The organism is Nocardiopsis sp. iso_237, from assembly GCF_056173345.1.
The window spans coordinates 6,326,794-6,347,334 of the sequence record NZ_CM149669.1 but is presented as its reverse complement, the minus strand read 5'-3'; the positions used below and the strand labels follow the sequence as shown (position 1 = coordinate 6,347,334).

Below are 20,541 nucleotides of genomic sequence, written 5' to 3'. Positions count from 1 at the left end.
CCGCACCTCCACACCGGCACCGACCAGAAGAGGACACCCATGAACGCCAGCGCCACGGGCCCGGGCGACATCCAGGACGTGCTCCCCCTCGCGACCCTCCAGGAGGGTCTGCTGTTCCACTCCGTCAAGGACGAGCAGCACCTGGACGTCTACACCGTCCAGAACGTCTTCGAGTTCACCCGCCGGGTCGACGCCGCCGCCCTGCGCGAGGCGGCGCGGACCCTCCTGCGGCGCCACCCCGCCCTGCGCGCCGGGTTCATGCACGAGGGCGTCGAACGCCCCGTCCAGTTCATCCCGCGCGAGGTCCCGGTCGCCTGGCACGAGACCGACCTGTCCGACCTGCCGGTGGTCGAGGCCCGGCGCCGCTTCGAGCACATCCGGGTCGGCCAGCGCGAACGCCGCTTCGACCTCTCCCGGCCGCCGCTCATCCGGCACGTCCTCGTGCACCTGCCCGACGACCGCGACGTCCTCGTCCTCACCTTCCACCACATCGTCATGGACGGCTGGTCCGGCGAGCTCCACAACGCCGAGCTCATGGACCTGTACCTGCGCGGCGGGGACGACACCGGACTGCCCGCGCCCCGGCCCTACCGCGACTACCTGGTGTGGCTGGCACGCCAGGACCGTCAGCGCTCCGTGGACGCCTGGCGCTCCGCCCTGGAGGGCGTCGAGGAGGGGACCCTCGTCTCGGCCGCCGACGCCGGGGACACCACGATCATGCCCCGCACCGTCGACGGGGTCGTCGCCCCCGACCTGGTCGGCCGCCTCACGGCCCTGGCACGAGACACCGGGATCACCCCCAACACGCTCTTCCTCGCCGCCTGGGGGCTGGTCCTGCGCTCCCACACCGGAGGCGACGACATCGTCTTCGGCAGCACCGTCGCCGGGCGCCCGCCCGAGATCGAGGGAGTGGACTCGATCGTCGGCGTCTTCTTCAACACCGTGCCGGTCCGTGTGCGGGTCCGCCCCGCCGAGACCGTCCGCGACCTCCTCGTCCGCCTCCAGGGAGAGCAGGCCGACCTGCTCCCGCACCACCACGTCAGCCTCGCGGACATCCAGGGCGCGGTCGGCGGGCAGCGGCTCTTCGACTCCCTCTACGTGCAGCGCAACATCCCGCGCGACGACGAGCGCTACCGGGAGGTGCGCGAGCGGACCGGCCTGGAGTCGGTCACCGGCAACGACGCCACCCACTACCCGCTGACCTTCGTCGCCCAGCCCGGCGACGAACTCCGGCTCAGCCTCGCCTACCGGACCGACGTCGTCACGGCCGAGACCGCGCGGGACCTGTACGACCGGGTCGTGCGGCTGCTCGAACAGATCGCCGCCCAACCCGACGCCCCGGTCTCCGACCTCAACGCGCTCCCCGCGCACACCGCGGGCGCCGCCCTCAGGCTGGGGGAGGGGGTGCGGCGCGCACTCCCCGACACCACCCTCGCCGGGATCTTCGAGGAGTCCGCGCGCCGTGCCCCCGAGCGCACGGCCCTGGTCACCCGCGACGAGAGCCTCACCTTCGCCGTGCTCGACGAACGCGCGGAGCGCCTGGCCCGCCTGCTCGCGGGCCTCGGCGTGGGTCCGGAGGCCAGGGTGGCCATCGCGCTGCACCGCTCCGCCGACTGGGTGGTGACCCTGTTCGCCGTGCTCAAGCTGGGTGCCGCGTACGTGCCGTTGGACCTGGAGCACCCGGCGGCCCGGCTCGGCCACATGCTCGTCGACTCCGACCCCCTGGTCACCGTCACCACCGCCGACGCCGCGAAGAACCTGCCCGCGGAGCGGGACCCCGAGGCGGGCGGGGCGGGCGCCGGTGGCCGCCGTGTCCGCCTGGACGACCCGCGCGTCGTCGCGGACCTCGCCCGGGTCGACCTCTCCCGGCCCCGGACCCCCGCCGCCCACCGGCCCGACCACCTCGCCTACGTCATCTTCACCTCGGGTTCCACCGGGCGCCCGAAGGGCGTGGAGATCCCGTACCACGGCCTGGTGAACATGCTGGTCAACCACCGCACGGAGATCTTCGACCCGGTGGTCGAGGCCCAGGGCGGACGGGTCATGCGGGTCGCCCACACCGTGTCGTTCTCCTTCGACATGTCCTGGGAGGAGCTCCTGTGGCTGATCGACGGCCACGAGGTGCACCTCATGGACGAGGAGCTGCGCCGGGACTCCGCCGCCCTGGTGGCCTACTGCGCCGACCAGGACATCGACGTCGTCAACGTCACCCCGTCCTACTGCGGACAGCTGATCGAGGACGGCCTCCTCGGCGGCGCCGCGGACGCGGAGGCCCGCGGCGGCGCCCACCGCCCGCCGCTGGTCCTGCTCGGCGGTGAGGCGGTCAGCGCCACCGTCTGGGACACCCTCCGCGAGGCCGACGGCGTGCTCGGCTACAACCTGTACGGGCCCACCGAGTACACGATCAACACGCTCGGCGGCGGCACCGACGACAGCCGCACCCCCACGGTGGGGCGCCCCATCGCCAACACCGACGTCCACGTCCTCGACTCCGCCCTGCGCCCGGTCGCCCCGGGGGTCCCCGGCGAGCTGTACGTGACCGGGGTCGGCCTGGCCAGGGGCTACGCCAACCGACCCGACCTCTCGGCGGAGCGGTTCGTCGCGGACCCGTACGGCCCGCCCGGTTCGCGCATGTACCGGACCGGTGACCTGGTCCGCTGGGACGCCCAAGGGCTCATCGACTACCTCGGCCGGGCCGACGACCAGGTCAAGATCCGCGGTGTGCGCATCGAACCCGGCGAGGTGGTGTCCGCCCTGGAGGAGCACCCGGCCGTCGCGCAGGCTGCCGTGGTCGTCCGCGAGGACACCCCCGGCCTCAGGCGCCTGGTCGCCTACCTCGTCCCCGCCTCGGGCGCCGACGTCGACACCGACGCCCTGCGCCGGGACCTCCAGGGGACCCTGCCCGACGCCATGGTGCCCTCGGCCCTGGTCACCCTGGACCGGCTGCCGCTCACCATCAACGGCAAGCTCGACCCGGCCGCGCTGCCCGCGCCCGCCCACACGGGCAGCGAGGGCCGCCCGCCGCGTGACGACGTCGACCGCGCCCTGTGCGACGACTTCGCCGCCGTCCTCGGCCTGGGCGGGGAGGCCGACGCGCCCAGCGCCGCACTCGGCATCGACGACGACTTCTTCGACCTGGGCGGGCACTCGCTCCTGGCCATGCGCCTGGTCGGCCGCGTCCGCAAGCGCACCGGGCAACGGCTGCGCGCGGGCGACCTCATCGCCGCGCCCACCGTCGCCCGCCTGCGCGCGTACCTGGAGTCCCCGCGCCGCGAGGACCTCCTCGCCCCGGTGCTGCGCCTGCGGGAGGGCGGGCGCAGGAGCCCGCTGTTCTGCTTCCACCCGGCGAGCGGGTTCAGCTGGTCCTACGCGGGGCTCGCCCCCCACCTGGACAAGGAGCGGCCCATCGTCGGCATCCAGTTCCCGGGCCTGCGCGAGGACGACCTGCCGCCCACCATGGACGGACTCGTGGAGCGCTACGCCCGCCTCGTCCGCACCGTCCAGCCCAACGGCCCCTACCACCTGGTCGGCTGGTCCTTCGGAGGGCAGATCGCGCACGGCCTCGCCACCCTCCTCCAGGCCGAGGGGGAGGAGGTCGCCTTCCTCGGGATGCTGGACACCTACCCCACCGACTCCGCGCCCGTCCTGCGGGCGGGCGGCGCCATGTCCGACGCCGAGGCCGAACAGGAGGCGCTGGAGTTCCTGCTCTCCAGCTCACAGCGCGACCTGCCCTCCTGGCTGACCGCGCCGTACCGGCGGGAGGAGGTCGTGGAGTTCATGCGCGACAGCGACGGCGTCTGGGCCGACTTCGACACCGACACGATCGAGCGCGTGGTCCGGGCCCGCATGTACACCAACGAGGTCATGTACCGCACGGGATACCGGGTCTTCGACGGCGACCTGCACTTCTTCTCCGCCACCGCCCAGCGCGAACCCGACTCCGGCATCACCGCCGAGCTGTGGAAGGAACACGTGCGGGGGCAGGTGCACGACACCCCCGTCGACCACCACCACGACGACCTCACCGGCCCGGCCGCGCTCTCCGTCATCGGCCCGGTCCTCGACCGCGCCCTGAGGGCCGCGCGCGGGAACCCGACCCCGGGTTTCCAGTCGAAATAAGGCAAGGCTAGCCTAACTAGCGACTCGGGCTCCCCGCCGTATCCCCGTGCCCCACCCCACTCCCACGAAAGCGAAGACCGTGAAACAGCTGACGACCCCTCTCAGGGGAGGTGCCCTCACCTCCGGCGGCCTCGCCCTGGCTCTGGCCCTCACCGCCTGCGGTACCACCCCGGACGCGGCCGACGGGACCGACGCCGGTGCCACCGTCGAGGTCGAGACCGACTACGGGACCGTCGAGGTTCCCGAGGACCCCCGGCGGATCGTGGCCCTGGAGTTCGGCAACGAGATCCTCGTCGAGGCCGGGATCGACCCCGTCGGCGTGATCGAGCCCAACCCCGGCCTCTACACCGAGGACGAGCTCGCCGTCCTCGAGGAGGCCACGGTCGTCCAGGCCTCCAGCCTCGAACTCAACCTGGAGGCCATCGCCTCCGCCGAACCCGACCTCATCATCGGCGGCGTCCGCGAACAGAGCCACGAGGACTACGAGGAGCACTTCGCGACCCTCTCCGAGATCGCGCCCACCGTCCTGTTCGACTTCGAGGGCGCCGGACACGAACTCCGCGACATGAGCCTCGGACTCGCCGAGGTCGTCGGTGACGGCGAGCGCGCCCAGGCCGAGCGCGACCGCTACGAGGAGCGCGTCACCGAGATCAGCGAGACCTACGCCGACCAGCTCAGCGACCACACCTTCGCCGTGGTCTTCGGGGTCGACAACGAGTTCGCCGTCATCAACACCAACGCCTGGGGCGCCCACATCCTCGACGAACTCGGCGCGGAGGCGACCGCCGTCACCGAGGAGGCCGGGACCGACTTCGCCGCCTGGCAGTCCTACGAGAACATCGACAAGCTCCAGGACACCGACGTCGTCTTCTACGAGACCGACGTCGCCCACGAGCCCGACCCCTTCACCGCTGACCTCCTCGGACAGGACCTCTGGCAGCCCCTCCCCGCCGTCGAGGACGAGCAGGTCCACCCGCTGCGCTACGGCGCCGCGCGCACCTGGGCCCAGGGCAACGACGTCCTCGACCAGATCGAACAGGTCCTGGAGACCCTCTAGGCCCCGTGTCACGCGACCCCAACGAAGGAGCGACCATGACCAACCCCTTCGACGACACCGAAGGCACCTTCCTCGTCCTCGTCAACGACGAGGACCAGCACTCGCTGTGGCCCGGGTTCGCCCGGGTCCCCGAGGGATGGACCCCCGTCCACGGACCGGTCTCCCGGGACGAGGCGCTCGCCTACGTCAACGCGCACTGGACCGACCTGCGCCCCCGCAGCCTGCGCGAGGCGCTCGCTTGACGGCGCGGTGGGCCCCTCTCCCGGACGAGGGGCCCACCGCCTCCGGACGGCGGCACACCCGAGGGCGGACCACCGCCCGCCCCACCCGTGAAGGACCCCGTGAAGCTCTCCCAGCTGATGGTCGACACCAGCCCCCTGCGCCTGAGCCGCGAGTTCAGGATCGTCTTCGTCGCCCGACTCGTCTCCGTCTTCGGGCTGGGGTTCGCCGCGGTGGCCCTGCCCATGCAGGTCTACGAGCTCACCGGGTCCTCGCTGCTCGTGGCCACCGTCCACACCACGTCGGCGGTGAGCGTCCTCGCGGGCACCCTGGTCGGCGGCATGCTCGCGGACCGGGGCGACCGGCGGCGCCTCATCGTCATCGGCCGGGCCTCCGCCGTCGTCGGCTTCGGGGCCCTGGCCGTCAACACGCTCGTGCCCGCCGAACCCTGGCTCTGGGTGATCTACGCGGTCGCCGCCTTCAACGGCTTCCTCGGCTCCTTCAGCGCCGTCGCCCTCCAGGCCGCCGCCCCCGGGTTCGTCCCGCGGGACAGGCTTCCGGCCGCCGGTGCCCTGCTCGCCCTCAACGGTGAACTCGGCTCCGTCCTGGCGCCCGCGCTCGGCGGGGTGATCATCGCGGCTCTGGGGATGGGCGGGAACTTCGTCATCACGGCGCTGCTCTCGCTCTTCACCACCGTCCTGGTGTGGCGCCTGCCCCGGCTGGAGGCCCCGGAGGAGAGCCGCGCCCAGCCGGTCCTGGACGCCCTGCGCGAAGGAGGCGGCTTCGCGCTCCGGCACCGCGTCGTCGGCCCCCTGCTGCTCCTGGGCCTGGCCCAGATGCTGTTCGCCGCACCCCAGGTGCTCATCAACGAGTTCACCGACAAGGTCCTCGGCGGCGGACCCACGCTGGTCGGCCTCCTGTACACCGCGCCCGCGATCGGCGCCCTCATCGGGTCGCTGACCAGCGGCTGGGCCGGACGGGCCCGGCGCACGGGCGCGCTCCTGCTCGTCGCCGTGGCCCTCTGCGGCCTGGCCGTGCTGGGGCTCGGCGCGAGCACCTGGGCCCCGGTCGCCTTCGCGTTCCTGGTCTTCCTCGGCTTCGGGCAGGTCGTGGAGGAGATCCTGCGGTACGCGCTGCTCCAGTCCCACACCCCGGACCGCCTGCGCGGACGCGTCAACTCGGTGTGGACCGCGCAGTCCACCGTCGGCAGTTCGGCGGGGGCGCTCACCCTCGGAGGCCTGGCCCCCGTCATCGGCGCCGCAGGCGCGATGATGGCCGGGGGAGCGCTCACCGTCGTCAGCGTCGGGGCGCTCGCGGTGGCCTTCGCCGGGCTCCGTACCGCCCGGGTCCTCGCGGAACCCGAACCCGAACCCGTCTCCCGGGTCCAGTCCGAGCAGTAGCCCGGCCGCTTCCGGTTCCGGGAGACGCGGGAGGATGGGACCCTCATCCTCCTCCGAACGATACTGGAACCCCGACCGTGATCGACAAGTTCACCGACACCGTGAAGCGTGTGGTCGTCCACGCCCAGACCGAGACCGTGCGTTTCCACCACAGACGGTTGGGCCCCGAGCACCTGCTGCTCGGCCTCGTGTACGAGGAGGAGGGGATGGCCGCGCGGGCCCTGCGGGGGCTCGGGGCCAGCTACGAGGCGACCGAGGCGGAGGTCCTCAGGGTCACCAGGCCGAGGAAGCGGCCGCCGTACGACGACCCGGGTTTCTCCCGGGAGACGCGCACGGCCCTGAAGTACGCCTTCCACGCGAACGCGCGGTTCGACCACGGCCACTTCGGAACGGAGCACCTGCTGCTCGGCGTCCTGTACCGGGACCGGGCGACGGCCCCGGCCGTCCTCCGGGGGCTCGGAATCGAGCCCGAGCTGGTGCGCGGAAGGGTCGAGGAACTGATCGCCGAGATGAGCGCGAGGTAGCCCCCGGGCCCCAGGGAGATGATCACGCGGTCGGTTCCCCCGGCCATTGTCGGGTGAATTCCGCCGGTGTCCGGACGGGGGCGTCGGTGCCCCTCGCCTGGGCGGCCCACTCCTGCTCCGGTGCTGGTCAGCGAGCTCGCGGCGACACAGGGAACCGGAATGCGACCCTCCCCGGCACGGATTCCACCGAATCCGCGCCGGGGTTTCTTCACGCGCGGGAAACGGTGTCTTGATCCGCGTGAAATAGGGGTCCTGTCGTGTGTTCTCCCGAAAGGATTCCGCGCGGCACGAGCGGACGCCCGGTGGCTCCGACGCGGTCGGTCCGGCCACGGGGTCGACGCGGTGGCACGTGGCGGCGCCATGGCACGCGGGTCCCCGCCGTCGACGACGGAGTCGGCCGAGGGGACGCCGAACGACCCCGTCGGGCGCGTCCGAGAAAACACGCGGGCGTGTTCCCTCGGAGGCGGCGCGAGCACTCCGTGAGAGCGGGGCGGAGGGGGTCGTCTCACAAAAAATGTACCAGTGTTTGTCGCACATGGTGTGGGGGTGTTTCCCCTTGTCCGACAGTGCTTCCGGGGCCGGAGCGATGGCCCGCGAATGCCTCCCCGGCGCTCGTGGGGGCTTGCCACACGCCTCTCACGTGCTAAAACCTAGATGGGTTGGTGTTGCTACCAAACCCATAACGAATCGTTGAGAGGTGGTTCATGCATCTACTTCCCTCCGATACCGAGAAGCTTCTCCTGGCCGTCGCGGGCATGATCGCCCGGGACCGGCGGGCCAGGGGCGTCAAGCTCAACCAACCGGAATCGGTAGCGCTGCTGTCCTGCTGGGTGATCGAGCGGGCTCGTGAAGGTGCCAGAGTGGCCGAGCTGATGCAGGAGGGGCGCACCGTGCTCTCCCGCGAGGAGGTCATGGACGGGGTCTCCGAGATGATCCCGAACGTCCAGGTCGAGGCCACGTTCCCCGACGGGCGCAAGCTCGTCACCATCACGGAGCCGATCCAGGCGCGGACCCGTCCCCTCCCCGGAGGCGACCCGTCCCCTGAGCTGACCCGTCCCGTCCAGGGAGCGACCCCATGATCCCCGGTGAGATCCGTACCCGCGCCGTGCCCCTGGACCTGAACGCCGACCGTGAACGGTTGACCCTCGTCGTCGTCAACGCGGGTGACCGAGCCATCCAGATCGGCTCCCACCTGCACTTCCCGGACGCCAACCCCGCGCTGCGCTTCGACCGCGAAGCGTGCCAGGGCTTCCGGCTGGACGCCCCCGCGGGCACCTCGGTCCGTCTGGAACCCGGCGTGAGCCGCACCGTCGAACTGGTCGCCCTCGGCGGCCGACGGTACGTTCCCGGCCTCCAGATCCAGGACCTGAGCAAGGAACCCAAGACCGGCGAACGCGTGCCGCGGCCGGTCATCCCGTTCGGCACCCCCGGCGTCGAGGTCCCCGAACCGGAGCGCGCCTCCGGTACGACGATGCGCGTCGGTGAGCTCGACGCGCACGACGGCGACCCGGCCGAGGTGGTGCCCACCGAGGTCCTGCCGGGCGACCAGGAAGACGCGACCGAGGACACTGAGGAGCAGCAGCCGTGAGCCGCATCGACCACCGTGAGTACGCGCAGCTGTACGGACCCACGGTCGGGGACCAGATCCGCCTGGGCGACACCGACCTGTGGATCGAGGTCGAGGAGGACCGCACCGTCGGCGGTGACGAGGTCGTCTTCGGCGGCGGCAAGAGCATCCGCGAGTCGATGGGTCAGGGCATGACCCTGCGCTCCGAGGGCGCCCTCGACCTGGTGATCACCAACGTGGTCGTCATGGACCACTGGGGGATCGTCCGGGGCGACGTCGGCATCCGCGACGGCGACATCGTCGCGATCGGCAAGGCCGGCAACCCGGACGTCATGGACGGGGTACACCCGGACCTGCTGATCGGCCCCGGCACCGACGTCATCGCCGGTGAGGGCAAGATCCTCACCGCCGGGGCGATCGACACCCACGTGCACTTCCTCAGCGAGATCGAGATGCACGAGGCGCTGACCACCGGCACGACCACGGTGATCGGCGGCGGCACCGGCCCCACCGAGGGCTCCAAGGCCACCACGGTCACCCCGGGCGCGCACGCGCTGCGGACGATGCACCGCGCCCTGGACAAGTTCCCGCTCAACGTCCTGCTGTTCAGCAAGGGCAGCACGGTCTCCATCGACGCGCTCCGCGAGGACGCCCTGGCCGGGGCGGGCGGCTACAAGGTCCACGAGGACTGGGGCGCCACCCCGGCGGCGATCGACGCGGCCCTGCGCGGCGCCGACGAGTTCGGCCTCCAGGTGGCGCTGCACGCCGACTCCCTCAACGAGACCGGTTACGTCCAGCACACGCTGGAGGCGATCGGCGGTCGCGGCATCCACGTGTTCCACTCCGAGGGCGCGGGCGGCGGCCACGCGCCCGACATCATCATCACCGCCGGTGAGTCGAACGTCCTGCCCGCCTCCACCAACCCGACCCTGCCGTTCACGGTGAACACCGTGGCCGAGCACATGGACATGCTCATGGTGGTGCACCACCTGAACCCGCGTGTCCAGGAGGACCTGGCCTTCGCCGACTCGCGCATCCGCGCCTCCACGATGGCGGCCGAGGACGTCCTGCTCGACATGGGCGCGATCGCGATCACCTCCACGGACGCCCAGGCGATGGGCCGGATCGGTGAGCTGATCTGCCGCACGTGGCAGGTGGCGCACGTGATGAAGAACAGGTACGGCCGACTCGCCTCGGACCTGCCCGCCGACAACGCCCGTGCCCGCCGGTACGTCGCGAAGTACACCATCTGCCCCGCGGTGGCCCACGGCGTCGACCACGTGATCGGTTCCGTCGAGCCCGGGAAGATGGCCGACCTGGTGCTGTGGGACCCCGCGTTCTTCGGCATCCGGCCGTCCGCGGTGATCAAGGCCGGCGCGATCGTCGCCGCTCCGCTGGGCGACCCCAACGGCGCGGTCCCCCTCCCGCAGCCGGTGCTGCTGCGTCCGACCCTGGCCGCGCAGCCCACGTCCGCCGCCGACCTGGCGGTGAGCTTCGTGTCCCCGATGGCGATCGAGGACGGTCTGGCCGAGCGCCTGGGGCTCCAGCGCAGGCTGGTGGGCGTGCGTCCCACGCGGGACGTCACCAAGGCGGACATGCCGAACAACAACGCGCTGCCGAAGATCGACGTGGACCCGGAGACGTTCGCGATCAGCATCAACGGTGAGTTCGTGAAGCCGCAGCCCGTGGACGTGGTACCGCTCGCGCAGCGGTACTCGATGTTCTAGGCCGCCGTGTGAGCACTGGACTGGGCACACTGCTGCTGGCCGACGCCCGGCTGCCGGTGGGCGGCCACACCTACTCGGCCGGGCTCGAACCCGCCCTGCTCGACGGCCTCCCGCCGCACCGCGTCCCCGAGTACATCGCGGCCCGCACGCGCACGGTGGGCCTGGTGGAGGCGGCCGCCGCCGTCCTCGCCCACCGGGCGGTCGGGGGCGTCACCGCCGCGACCGCCGACGGGCCCGAGGGGGTCGGCGTGGACCCCGGGGCCCTGGCCGACGTGCACGCGGCGCTGCTGGCCCGCTCACCGAGCGCGCCGCTCCGGGACATCTCGGGGCTGCTCGGCCGGGGGCTGGTCCGTCTCGCGGACCGCCTGTGGCCGGAGCACCCGGCGGTGAAGGCGCTGCGCACGCTGGGGCGCGCCCCGCAACGGCCGGTCGCCCTCGGAGCGGTGGCCGCCGTCATGGGGGCCGACGAGGCCGAGGTCGCCCGGGTGAGTCTGTACGACGACGCCCAGACGGTGGCCTCCGCCGCGCTCAAACTCGCACCCGTCGACCCGGTGGACGCGGCCGGGTGGGTGCTCGGAGCCGAAGGGGTGATCTCCGCGACCGTCGCGGAGGCGCTCGCGGTCCGGGGGCCCGACGACCTTCCCGCACGTACCGCACCCCAGATCGAGGGGTGGTCCCTCGAACACCAACTCAAGACCAGGAGGATCTTCGTTGCCTGAGCAGACCGAAGCGAACACGGGTTCCACCACCGGCACCCGGCGCGCGATGCGCCTGGGCGTGGCCGGTCCGGTCGGAACCGGCAAGAGCACGCTGATCGCGACCCTGTGCCGCGAGCTCGCCGACGAGCTGAGCATGGCCGTCGTCACCAACGACATCTACACCGACGAGGACGCCCGCCTGCTGCGCGCGGCCGGGGTCCTGCCGATCGAGCGCATCCACGCGGTGGAGACCGGCGCCTGCCCGCACACGGCCATCCGTGACGACGTCACCCCCAACCTGCTCGCCGTGGAGGACCTGGAGGCGGAGTTCGCCCCGCTGGACCTGGTCGTGGTGGAGAGCGGCGGCGACAACCTCACCGCCACGTTCAGCCCCGCTCTGGCCGACGCCCAGATCTTCTGCCTGGACGTGGCCGGCGGCGGCGACGTGGCCCGCAAGGGCGGGCCCGGCATCGAGCGCGCCGACCTGCTCGTGGTGAACAAGACCGACCTCGCCCCGCACGTGGGCGTGGACGCGGAGCAGATGGTGGCCGACGCCTCCAGCTCCCGCGGCGGTCTTCCGGTGCTGGCGCTGAGCCAGCACGACGACGTCTCCATCAAGGCCCTCGCCGGGTGGGTGCACCAGGTGCTGGCCGACTACCGCGCCGGGAACCACGTGCCGCGCGACCCGGGCCCGATGGCCCCGCACACCCACGCCGACGGCACCACGCACACCCACGAGGGTGACGGGAACCACGAGCACGGATGAGTGAGACCGTCGCGGCCCGCGTGACCGTCGAACGGGTCGGCGGGCGGGTACGCCTGACCGACCTGGCGGGGGGAACCTACCTGCGGGCCCAACCCCTGGGCGTCCGCGGCGACACCGCGCGGGTGGCCCTGCTGGGCACCTACGCGCTGCTGCTCGCCGGGGACGACCTGCGGATGGAGATCACCGTGGGGCCCGGCGTGTGGCTGGAGCTGGTGGAGCCGTCCGGGATGGTCGCCTACGACGCCCGGGGAGGCGCCGCGAGCTGGCGGGCCGACCTCAACGTGGCGGACGGCGCGTGCCTGGTGTGGCGTGGCGCGCCGTTCGTGGTGACCCAGGGCGCGGACATCACCCGGCACACGCGGGTGCGCCTGTCCGGCTCCGGTCGGGCGCTGGTGCACGAGACCCTGGTGCTGGGGCGCAGCTACGAGTCGTCCGGGGGGCCGCTGCGTTCGGTCACCCGGGCCGAGATCGACGGTCGTGCCCTCCTGGTGGAGGACCTCGACCTGCGGGATCCGCTGCTGTCCACGGCCCCCGGGGTCATGGGCGGCAACCGGGTGCAGAGCTCGACCTTCCTGCTCGGCGCCCGCCCGGAGCGGTCGGTGGGCGTGCGGGAGACCCTGCTGCACGGGCCCGGCGCCCTGGCGCGGGCGGTGGCGGAGCACGCCCACGAGGCGGACGCGCAGGTCGCTGACTCCTGGGAGCGGTGGCGGGCGGAGTTCGCCGATCGGGTCGGGTACGAGGGCGCGACGGAGGACGTGTTCGCCTGAGGGCCGCACGGCCCACGAAGTGCACGGACCACGCGGGGCCGGGGAGTGTCCCCCGGCCCTTCGCCGTGTCCGGTCGGGGGCGTGGCCTGACGGGAGCGTCAGCTGGTCGCTCGGTCGCCCACTTAACCGGTCACCCCTGGTCAGGGCCCGGTCGGCCGGTGAGGCGACAGGTCGGGGTGGAACCCCGGGCCGGTGGCGGGCGGGCAACCGCATCCGCGGCCGTCCACCGGTCCAGCCCCTCCGTCACCTGGTCGGTCGGTGGGCCGTTCGGCGGACGGGCCCGCCCCTCCGCTCAGTTGGCCAGGTCCCCGATGTCCACGACCTCGTCGGCCCAGGCCCTCAACAGCGCGTGGTCGTGGCTGATCGCGAGGACGCCGACCCCTTCGGCGGCGAGTCCGGACAGCAGGTGCGCGACGGTCGCCGTGGAGGCGGCGTCGAGCATGGCGGTCGGCTCGTCGCAGACCAGGTACGCGGGGGCGGCGGCCAGCGCCCGGGCCACGCAGGCCCGTTGCAGCTGACCGGCGGAGACCTGGTCGGGGTACCGGTCGAGCAGGTCCGGGGTCAGCCCCACCCGGCGCGCCAGCTCGGCGGTCCGGTCGGCCGTCTCCGCCGCCCGCGAGCGGCCCCGGGCGGAGAACGGTTCCGCGATGATCCGCCGCAGCGGCATCCTCGGGTCCGTGGCGGACCCGGGGGACTGGTGCAGCAGCCCCAGACGACCGTCCATCCGACCCCGCCGGGTGGAGGGCGGCAGGCCGTCGGCCACCACGGTGCCCGCGTCGGGTGGGCGCAGGCCGGTGAGGATCCGGGCCAGGGACGACTTGCCGCTGCCGGACGGGCCGGTCAGCCCCAGGACGCGCCCGGGTGGCACGGTCAGGCTCACCCCCCGCAGGACCACCCGGTCCCCGTAGCGGCAGGTCACACTGTCAGCTACCAACGACATCGGTCTCTCCCGTCCGGTCGGTGAGGGAAGGGTCGGCGGGCGGGTCCGTGAGTTCCGGAGGCAGCCCCGGCAGCGGGTGCAGCCCGTGCGCGGGCAGCGCCGCCATCAGCGCCCTGCTGTAGGGGTGCCCGGGTTCGGACAGCACCCGTCGGGCGGGTCCGCGTTCCACGATCCGTCCCGCGTACATCACCGCCACGTGGTCGGCCACCTGCGTCGTCTCCAGGATCTGGAGGTCGTGGGTGATGACCAGGACCGCCGTGCCGGAGTCGGCCACGCGTCGCAGCAGGTGCAGGACCTGCGCGGCCAGCTCCGGGTCCAGCCCGGCGGTGGGCTCGTCGGCCAGCAGCACCCGGGGCCGACCCGCGAGCGCGGCGGCCGTCACCGCCCGGACGGCCATGCCGCCGGACAGCTCGTGGGGGAACAGCTCCGCCGCGTCGGCCTCCAGACCGACCCGTTCCAGGAGGTCGGGGACCGACTCCTCGGTGCCCAGGGCGGAGACCACCTCCGCGATCTGCGGCCCCACCCGGCGCACCGGCGTGAAGGTCCCGGCCCCGGACTGCGCGGCCAGCCCGATCGTGCGCCCCCGGAGCGCGCGCCAGACGCGTTCCTCGGCGCCGAGCACCTCCCGGCCGTCCACCAGCACGCTCCCGGAGGAGCGGGTCCCGGCGGGCGACAGCCCGCACAGGGCCGAGGCCAGCGTGGACTTCCCGGACCCGGACTCCCCGACCAGCGCGGTCAGTTCACCCGCCCGCAGGTCGAGGTCGAGCTCCGTGGCGGCGTGCACCCAGCGGCCGTCGCCGGTGGGCAGCCGCAGGGTCAGGGACCGCACCCGGACCAGGGCCTGGACGGTGTCGGCCGGTTCGTCCGGTGGCACGGTGACCGGCAGCGGGTCCGGGCCACGGCCGCGCCGCCGACCGGACCGGCCGCCGTCCAGCGCGCGGGTCAGCCCGGCCACCGAGAGCGTGGTGGCCACGAGCACCCCGGCGGGGGCCGCCAGTGTCCACCACGCCCCGGTGAACACGTCGCCGCGCGCGACCTCCAGCAGGGTGCCCAGGCTGGCCTCGTCGGGGGAGAGGCCCAGGCCCAGGAAGCTGAGCGTGGACTCGTGCCAGACGGCGTGCGGGACCAGCATCACCAGGCCGACCGCCGCCTGCGGGAGCGCGGCGGGCAGCAGGTGCCGGTACAGCACCTGACCCCGGGAGGCCCCCCACAGGTAGGCGGCCTCGACGTACTCCGAGGAGCGCACCGAGAGCATCTCGGCGCGCACCACACGGGCGATCTGCGGCCAGTGGGTGAGCGCGATCGACGCGATGATCGCGGGCAGCGACCCGGGGTAGAGGGCGACGATGACGACGCCGATCAGCAGGTGGGGCAGGGCGTTCACCCCGTCGGTGGTGCGCATGAGCAGCCGGTCGACCCGGCCGCCCGCGGTGGCGGCGACCGCGCCGACGGCCACCCCCAGCACCGTGGCGACCACGGCGCAGACCAGCGCCACCAGCAGGGACACCCGCAGCCCCTCGGCGGAGCGCACGAACAGGTCGTAGCCCGAGTGGTCGGTACCGAACCACTGCCCGGGGCCGGGGGGCAGCAGCGCCCGGGCGAAGTCGGCCGTCTGCGCCCCGGCCCACCAGGGGACCAGGACGGCGTAGGCGACGAGGACGGCCAGGGTCGCGACGGGAAGGAACCGGACGGTGCGGCGTCGGCGGGGCCGCGCGGTCGGCGCGGTGGTCGCGGACTTCGGCTCAGACATCGGCGCTCACCCTCGGGTCCAGGAACAGGTAGGCGGCGTCGGCCAGCAACGAGCCGAGCAGCACCACGGCGGTGGTGGCCAGCGTGAGGGCGGCCAGCAGCGGGAAGTCGAGCGACTGCGCCGAGGCGACCAGCGCGGCGGCGATCCCCGGCCACGCGAAGATCTCCTCCACCAGCACCGCGCCCACGACGAGTTCGGGCAGCCGCGCCCCCACGATCGTCACGAGAGGGGCGAGCGAGACCGGCAGCACGTGCCCGGTCACCACCTTGGCGGGGGAGAGCCCGCGCGCCCGTGCGGCGCGGACCGGTTCCGACCCGCGGGCGCGGGCCACGGCGGTGCGCACCGCCAGCAGCAGCCACGGGAGCTGGGTCAGGGCGAGAGTGCAGGCGGGCAGCACGAGGTGGGTCACCACGCCGCCGAACGTGGGGGCCTCACCGGGGGCGGCGGCCCCCGCCACCGGGGCCCAGCGCAGGATCACCGCGAACACGGTGACCGAGCCCAGGGCGAGGACGAACGGGGGCACCGCCTGCACCAGCACGCCGACACGGGTGACGACCCGGTCCGACCACGAGCCGGGCCGGAGCCCGGCGACCGTGCCCCACACCAGGGCCGACAGCACGGCCACGGCCAGGGCGGTGCCGGAGAGCAGCAGGGTCCACGGAAGGCGTTCGGCGAACACCTCGGAGACCGGCATCGTGTACCCCCGGGACCAGCCGAGGTCCCCTTGGAGCAGGTCGGAGGCCCAGGACCACCAGGCCCGCCACCAGGGGACGTCGAACCCCAGCGCGGTGCCGAGGGACTCCCGCTGCTCGGCGGTGGTCCGCTGGTAGCCCGCCCCCAGGTAGGCGGCGAGCGGGTTGAAGGGGGAGCGCGCGGCCAGCAGGAACACCAGCGCGCTCAGTCCCACGAGCATCGGGAGCCCGACGGCGACGCGGCGCGCCACCAGTCCCGCCAGCTCGCGGCGGCGGTCCCGCCACCGGGTCCGGTGCGACCGGGCCCGGCGGACGGGGGAGGAACTCATCGACGCCACTCGGAGAGGTTCCACCACGGACCCCAGGAGACCCCGTGGGCGTGGGGTTCGAGTACGAGCGGGCCGCGGTCCCAGTCGTCCTCGGCGGCGATGTAGGTGTGGTCGACGAACGCCATGAACACGTACGTGGGGTTCTCGACGTAGGCCCGCTGGATCCGCTGGTAGGCCTCGACGCGCTCGTCGGGGTCGAGGGTCCGGCGGGCCTCCTCCAGGTCCTCGTCGACGCCCGGGATGGCGAAGTCGCCCGGGTTCTCGTAGGTGGGGGTGTCGGCCTCGCGGGTGTGCAGGGTGGCGTACACCTGGGTGTCCAGGTCGTAGGGCTTGTCGCCGCCGCCGAGCAGGATGCCCGCCTCGGTGGAGTTCTCACCCATCTCGTCCCAGGAGGCGCCCTGGATGTCCACCTCGATCCCCAGCGGCAGCATCTCGGCGGCGAAGGCCGTGGCCAGGTCACGGCGCAGGTTGTCCGAGGCGAGGTAGTACAGGGTGAACGCGGCGCGGTCGCCGTCGCGGACGCGGACGCCGTCCGGGCCCTCCTCCCACCCGGCCTGGTCCAGGAGGTCGGCGGCGGCGTCGGGGTCGTACTCGAAGACGGCCTCCGGGTCGTGCGCCGCGCCGTAGACGTCGGGGACCGGGGTGTGGGCGGGGCGGCCGTGGCCGGCGAGCACGTTCTCCACGACCCCGTCGCGGTCCACACCGAGGTTCATCGCGAGCCGGGCGTCGGGGTCGGCGGTGAAGGGGTTGTCCGAGGGAAGGGAGAGGCCGCGCCACTCGGCGGTGCGCACGGGCAGGACCTCGGAGCCGTCGACGTCCGCGAAGGTCTCGGCGGTGACCGGGGGGAGCACCGTTCCGTCGATGTTGCCCGCCCGCATGCGCTGGGCGCGGGTGTTGTCGTCGGGCACCGAGAGGATGACCAGTTCGGTGACCTCGGGCGCGGTGCCGTGGTACTCGGGGTTGACCTCGAACACGGCCTGGTCGGCGCTGAGGTCGGACAGCACGTAGGGGCCGGTGCCGACCGGTGCGCGGTTGCGCTCGGAGTCCGCTGCGGGGCCCGGGGTGATCTCCTCGGAGGGGGTGATGCCGAGGGTGAGCCGCGCGGGCATGGCGTAGTAGGGGTAGTTCAGGGTGAAGCGCACGTTGTGGTCGTCGACGGCGGTGACCGACTCGATCATCGAGTAGGAACCGGCGACCTCCGACGCGGTGTCGGGGTCGATCACGGCCGAGTAGGTGGCCACCACGTCCTCGGCGTCGAGGGCGGAGCCGTCGGAGAAGGTGACGTCCGTGCGCAGCTCCACGTCCCAGACGGTGTTGTCGTCGTTGGGTTCGGGAGCGGAGGCGGCGAGGGCGGGGACGAGTTCGGGGAGTGTGTCGTCACCGGAGGACTCGGGGCGCAGGAGGCCCTCGAAGATCGGGGAGACGCCGAGTTCGCCGTAGCCGTTCACGGGGTCGAACTCACCGACGGTCTGGGCGTCGGCCAGGACGATGCGGTTCGGTGTGCCCGTGGCGTCGGCCTCGGTGGAGCCGGTGCAGGCGGTCAGGAGGAGGGTCGGGGCGAGAGCGGTCGCGAGGAGGGCGCGTGTCGGGACGGTTCCGTTCATTCAGTTCTTCCTTGTGGGAGTCGTGGTCTTTCGATGGCGAAAGGTTGACCATCTGATCAGATGATAAGGTATTGGTCATTCCCGTCGGCCACCGGTTCGACCCGGGCCCCCGAACCGGAGACGACGGTCACCCCTCGGGCCCGCGATCGGGGATAATGGACCCGATGACCTCCCACAGCGACCGGTTCCCCTCGGAGCCCAAGATCGACATCGGAGCCTGGGCGGATCGCTTCCGCCTGCTCGGAGACCCGACACGCCTGCGTCTGCTGGCCGCCATGCACCACGCGGGCCCGGCGAAGGCCTCGGTCGGGGAGCTCGCCGCGATGGCCGGGATCACCGACGTCGCCGCCTCCCAGGCGCTGAGAACCCTGCGCCTCCAGGGCTGGGTCCAGGACGAACGCGACGGGCGCACGGTGCGCTACACGCTCGTCGACACCACGGTGCACTCCCTGCTGCACCTGATGGGCGCCGAACACTGAGAACGCCGTCGGGGCGGGTGCCTCACGCACCCGCCCCGACGGCGTCCCCCCACGCTGTCTCCTAGTCGATCCGGAACAGCGTGGTGGTGCCGGACACCTCGTTGGCCACGACCAGCACCGGGACGCCCGGAATCGGGGAGTCACCGGCGCTGATGAAGGTCAGCCCCTCCGCGCCCAGGTCCCCGGCCTCACGGCTGGCCGGGTCGGCGCCGAGGTCGCGGTTGTTGAGGTACTGGGTGAAGGTCACGTCGCGCGGGTCCGTGACGTCGTAGACCATCACCCCGCCCACGCGTTCCAGGCCCACGAACGCGTAGGTGCGGCCCTGCACCTGGCCCAGCACGACCCCCTCGGGCTCGGGGCCCTTGTCGTCGCTGCGGCCGTCGAAGTTGTTCTCGCGGTGGTTGGAGTTGAAGAACTCCGGCGCGGCCTCGGCGGTGATCCGCTCGAAGTCGGAACCGGAGTCGAACAGCTGCTCGCCGTCCGCGCCGAAGATCGAGAAGGACCGGCCGCCGAACGAGTGGATCTCCTCGTGGCAGGAGCCGTCCTCGCGCAGACCCTCGGCGGTGCTGACCGAGAGCCGCCCCAGGTTGTGGTCGGCGGTCAGTTCCTCGACGGTCTCGATCCCCCGGTCGTTGTCCTCCAGGAACTCCCGGACGCGCGGGGCGTCCTCGCACAGGTCCAGGTTCTTCACCCGGGTCTCCTCCGAGTAGCCGTCCCAGTCGCGGGCGTCGCCCTCGTTGGCGGTGACCAGCAGGGTCTGTCCGCGCCACCGGTAGCTGTCGAAGCCGTCGGGCTGGTACACGCCCTGGACCGGCCAGTTGGCGATGGTGATCGCTCCGTCGCGGTCGGACGCGTCCAGCTCGTTCCCGGGCTCCATGTGGTCCTTGGTGCCGAAGGGGACGATGTCGGTGATCTCCGCCCGGCGCAGGTCCAGGACGGCGAAGGCGTTGGCCTCCTGGAGCACCACGTGGGCGCTGTGGTTGGTGTCGGCCACGATGTACTCGGGTTCCAGGTTGCGCGCCACCCGCCCGGGGGTCCCGGCCTCGCCGGTGGACAGGTCCGGGCCGTACACGCGCACGTCCGGGTGGAGCTCGCGGCCCTCGTCCCAGGCGCGGAAGTCGGCGGTGCGCACGTCGTCCTGGGTGAGCGCGGCCGGCCTGCGGTTCACGGGGACGACGCTCACGGAGCCCTCGGGGTCGACCGTGACGTCGTCGTTCGGCTCCCCCTCGTTGGCCACCAGCAGGGTGCGGCCCTCGGGGGTGAAGGTCAGCATGTCCGGCAGCGCGCCGACCCGCAGGGCGTTCACGGACCTGCCCTCGGTGTCGAAGAGGACCACCCATCCGTCGTCGGTGCGGTCGGCGGCCTCCACGGCCACGGCCACCACGTTCCCGTGCACCGCCACGGAGTTGGCCGCCCCGCCCCGCTCCACCACGGACCCGTCGGCCGCCCGGACACCGGCGGTCTCCAGGTCGAAGAGCTTCTCGGGCCGCTCGGGGTCGGACACGTCCAGGACCTCCACCACGGCGGCGGCCGCGTTGACCACGAACAGGCGCTGGGTGCGCGGGTCGTGGGCGACGATCTCCGCGCCCGAGGCGTCGAAGACGTCGGCGTGATAGGTGCCCAACGCGGACAGCTTGACGGCCCCGGTCGCCTCGGGAGCCCCGTACGAGGGCGCCTCGTCGGCGTGGACGGGGGCGGCCAGGGTGAGGCCGAAGGCCAGGACGGCCGAGGCGGTGAGGGATCTGCGCATGCTGTTTCCTGGAGGTTCGGGGGAGGCGGACGCCGGTCGCGTCCGTGCCGAGCCAACCAGGGGAGGGCGATCCCGCGCCGAACGGCCGGTGTCCTGGGGATGAAACCCGTGGTTCGGGGGTTCGACCGGCCTCCTGACCCGCCCCGACCAGCT

17 protein-coding genes are annotated in these 20,541 nt (G+C 73.0%); 12 read left to right on the top strand and 5 right to left on the bottom strand.

All coding sequences use genetic code 11. The features are described from left to right. Nucleotides 1–39: 39 nt before the first annotated feature. The 11 genes from AC0VYM_RS28470 to AC0VYM_RS28420 all read left to right on the top strand — a co-directional run bounded on the left by AC0VYM_RS28470 (nucleotide 40) and on the right by AC0VYM_RS28420 (nucleotide 12,844). Complete coding sequence (locus tag AC0VYM_RS28470) at nucleotides 40–4,119, top strand: non-ribosomal peptide synthetase (protein ID WP_475457291.1); 4,080 nt, start codon at nucleotides 40–42, stop codon at nucleotides 4,117–4,119. A gap of 79 nt (nucleotides 4,120–4,198) precedes the next feature. Next, nucleotides 4,199–5,176 carry an ABC transporter substrate-binding protein gene (locus tag AC0VYM_RS28465; RefSeq protein ID WP_475457289.1) on the top strand — a complete coding sequence of 326 codons (978 nt, stop codon included), beginning with the start codon at nucleotides 4,199–4,201 and terminating at the stop codon, nucleotides 5,174–5,176. Between the two features lie 35 nt (nucleotides 5,177–5,211). After that, nucleotides 5,212–5,418, top strand: a complete 207-nt coding sequence (locus AC0VYM_RS28460) for an MbtH family protein (RefSeq protein WP_475457287.1) — start codon at nucleotides 5,212–5,214, stop codon at nucleotides 5,416–5,418. A 99-nt stretch (nucleotides 5,419–5,517) separates the two neighbouring features. Beyond that, nucleotides 5,518–6,795, top strand: a complete 1,278-nt coding sequence (gene entS, locus AC0VYM_RS28455) for an enterobactin transporter EntS (protein ID WP_475457285.1) — start codon at nucleotides 5,518–5,520, stop codon at nucleotides 6,793–6,795. Between the two features lie 77 nt (nucleotides 6,796–6,872). Next, nucleotides 6,873–7,319: a Clp protease N-terminal domain-containing protein gene (locus tag AC0VYM_RS28450; protein ID WP_475457283.1), complete on the top strand. Its 447-nt coding sequence runs from the start codon at nucleotides 6,873–6,875 to the stop codon at nucleotides 7,317–7,319. A gap of 704 nt (nucleotides 7,320–8,023) precedes the next feature. Continuing rightward, nucleotides 8,024–8,398, top strand: a complete 375-nt coding sequence (locus tag AC0VYM_RS28445; protein WP_475457281.1) for an urease subunit gamma — start codon at nucleotides 8,024–8,026, stop codon at nucleotides 8,396–8,398. Continuing rightward, a complete protein-coding gene (ureB, locus tag AC0VYM_RS28440; RefSeq protein WP_475457279.1) occupies nucleotides 8,395–8,907 on the top strand; it encodes an urease subunit beta in 513 nt (170 codons plus the stop codon). Before AC0VYM_RS28445 ends, ureB begins: the two co-directional genes overlap by 4 nt. Then, nucleotides 8,904–10,613 carry an urease subunit alpha gene (locus tag AC0VYM_RS28435; RefSeq protein ID WP_475457277.1) on the top strand — a complete coding sequence of 570 codons (1,710 nt, stop codon included), beginning with the start codon at nucleotides 8,904–8,906 and terminating at the stop codon, nucleotides 10,611–10,613. Before ureB ends, AC0VYM_RS28435 begins: the two co-directional genes overlap by 4 nt. 8 nt (nucleotides 10,614–10,621) lie before the next feature. Further along, nucleotides 10,622–11,332: an urease accessory protein UreF gene (locus AC0VYM_RS28430; protein WP_475457275.1), complete on the top strand. Its 711-nt coding sequence runs from the start codon at nucleotides 10,622–10,624 to the stop codon at nucleotides 11,330–11,332. 46 nt (nucleotides 11,333–11,378) lie between these two features. After that, nucleotides 11,379–12,077 carry an urease accessory protein UreG gene (gene ureG, locus AC0VYM_RS28425; protein ID WP_475463284.1) on the top strand — a complete coding sequence of 233 codons (699 nt, stop codon included), beginning with the start codon at nucleotides 11,379–11,381 and terminating at the stop codon, nucleotides 12,075–12,077. Beyond that, nucleotides 12,074–12,844 (top strand): urease accessory protein UreD, encoded by a 771-nt coding sequence (locus AC0VYM_RS28420; RefSeq protein ID WP_475457273.1) that lies wholly within the window; start codon nucleotides 12,074–12,076, stop codon nucleotides 12,842–12,844. The genes ureG and AC0VYM_RS28420 overlap by 4 nt, the downstream gene beginning before the upstream one ends. A 292-nt stretch (nucleotides 12,845–13,136) precedes the next feature. On the opposite strand, the gene AC0VYM_RS28415 is transcribed toward AC0VYM_RS28420, so the two are convergent. Genes AC0VYM_RS28415 through AC0VYM_RS28400 form a run of 4 tightly spaced genes read right to left on the bottom strand, consistent with a single transcriptional unit; the run spans nucleotide 13,137 to nucleotide 18,159 of the window. Next, nucleotides 13,137–13,784, bottom strand: a complete 648-nt coding sequence (locus AC0VYM_RS28415) for an ABC transporter ATP-binding protein (protein ID WP_475457271.1) — start codon at nucleotides 13,782–13,784, stop codon at nucleotides 13,137–13,139. Beyond that, complete coding sequence (locus tag AC0VYM_RS28410; protein WP_475457269.1) at nucleotides 13,768–15,534, bottom strand: dipeptide/oligopeptide/nickel ABC transporter permease/ATP-binding protein; 1,767 nt, start codon at nucleotides 15,532–15,534, stop codon at nucleotides 13,768–13,770. Before AC0VYM_RS28410 ends, AC0VYM_RS28415 begins: the two co-directional genes overlap by 17 nt. Then, a complete protein-coding gene (locus AC0VYM_RS28405) occupies nucleotides 15,527–16,555 on the bottom strand; it encodes an ABC transporter permease (protein ID WP_475457267.1) in 1,029 nt (342 codons plus the stop codon). The genes AC0VYM_RS28410 and AC0VYM_RS28405 overlap by 8 nt, the downstream gene beginning before the upstream one ends. Then, nucleotides 16,552–18,159 (bottom strand): ABC transporter substrate-binding protein, encoded by a 1,608-nt coding sequence (locus AC0VYM_RS28400; RefSeq protein WP_475457265.1) that lies wholly within the window; start codon nucleotides 18,157–18,159, stop codon nucleotides 16,552–16,554. Before AC0VYM_RS28400 ends, AC0VYM_RS28405 begins: the two co-directional genes overlap by 4 nt. A gap of 164 nt (nucleotides 18,160–18,323) precedes the next feature. On the opposite strand from AC0VYM_RS28400, the gene AC0VYM_RS28395 reads away from it, so the two are divergent. After that, entirely contained in the window at nucleotides 18,324–18,638 is a 315-nt protein-coding gene (locus tag AC0VYM_RS28395) for an ArsR/SmtB family transcription factor (RefSeq protein ID WP_475457263.1), read from the top strand. A 61-nt stretch (nucleotides 18,639–18,699) separates the two neighbouring features. Here the strand turns inward: AC0VYM_RS28395 and AC0VYM_RS28390 are convergent, their stop codons facing one another. Further along, a complete protein-coding gene (locus tag AC0VYM_RS28390) occupies nucleotides 18,700–20,388 on the bottom strand; it encodes a choice-of-anchor I family protein (RefSeq protein ID WP_475457261.1) in 1,689 nt (562 codons plus the stop codon). Nucleotides 20,389–20,541 lie beyond the last annotated feature (153 nt).

What these genes read in the sequence shown, in the direction of transcription:
- AC0VYM_RS28470 (WP_475457291.1), top strand. Translation starts at nt 40, where the DNA reads ATGAACGCCAGCGCCACGGGCCCGGGCGACATCCAGGACGTGCTCCCC.
- AC0VYM_RS28460 (WP_475457287.1), top strand. Translation starts at nt 5,212, where the DNA reads ATGACCAACCCCTTCGACGACACCGAAGGCACCTTCCTCGTCCTCGTC.
- AC0VYM_RS28445 (WP_475457281.1), top strand. Translation starts at nt 8,024, where the DNA reads ATGCATCTACTTCCCTCCGATACCGAGAAGCTTCTCCTGGCCGTCGCG.
- ureB (WP_475457279.1), top strand. Translation starts at nt 8,395, where the DNA reads ATGATCCCCGGTGAGATCCGTACCCGCGCCGTGCCCCTGGACCTGAAC.
- ureG (WP_475463284.1), top strand. Translation starts at nt 11,379, where the DNA reads ATGCGCCTGGGCGTGGCCGGTCCGGTCGGAACCGGCAAGAGCACGCTG.
- AC0VYM_RS28420 (WP_475457273.1), top strand. Translation starts at nt 12,074, where the DNA reads ATGAGTGAGACCGTCGCGGCCCGCGTGACCGTCGAACGGGTCGGCGGG.
- AC0VYM_RS28415 (WP_475457271.1), bottom strand. Translation starts at nt 13,784, where the DNA reads ATGTCGTTGGTAGCTGACAGTGTGACCTGCCGCTACGGGGACCGGGTG.
- AC0VYM_RS28410 (WP_475457269.1), bottom strand. Translation starts at nt 15,534, where the DNA reads ATGTCTGAGCCGAAGTCCGCGACCACCGCGCCGACCGCGCGGCCCCGC.
- AC0VYM_RS28405 (WP_475457267.1), bottom strand. Translation starts at nt 16,555, where the DNA reads ATGAGTTCCTCCCCCGTCCGCCGGGCCCGGTCGCACCGGACCCGGTGG.
- AC0VYM_RS28400 (WP_475457265.1), bottom strand. Translation starts at nt 18,159, where the DNA reads ATGAACGGAACCGTCCCGACACGCGCCCTCCTCGCGACCGCTCTCGCC.
- AC0VYM_RS28395 (WP_475457263.1), top strand. Translation starts at nt 18,324, where the DNA reads ATGACCTCCCACAGCGACCGGTTCCCCTCGGAGCCCAAGATCGACATC.
- AC0VYM_RS28390 (WP_475457261.1), bottom strand. Translation starts at nt 20,388, where the DNA reads ATGCGCAGATCCCTCACCGCCTCGGCCGTCCTGGCCTTCGGCCTCACC.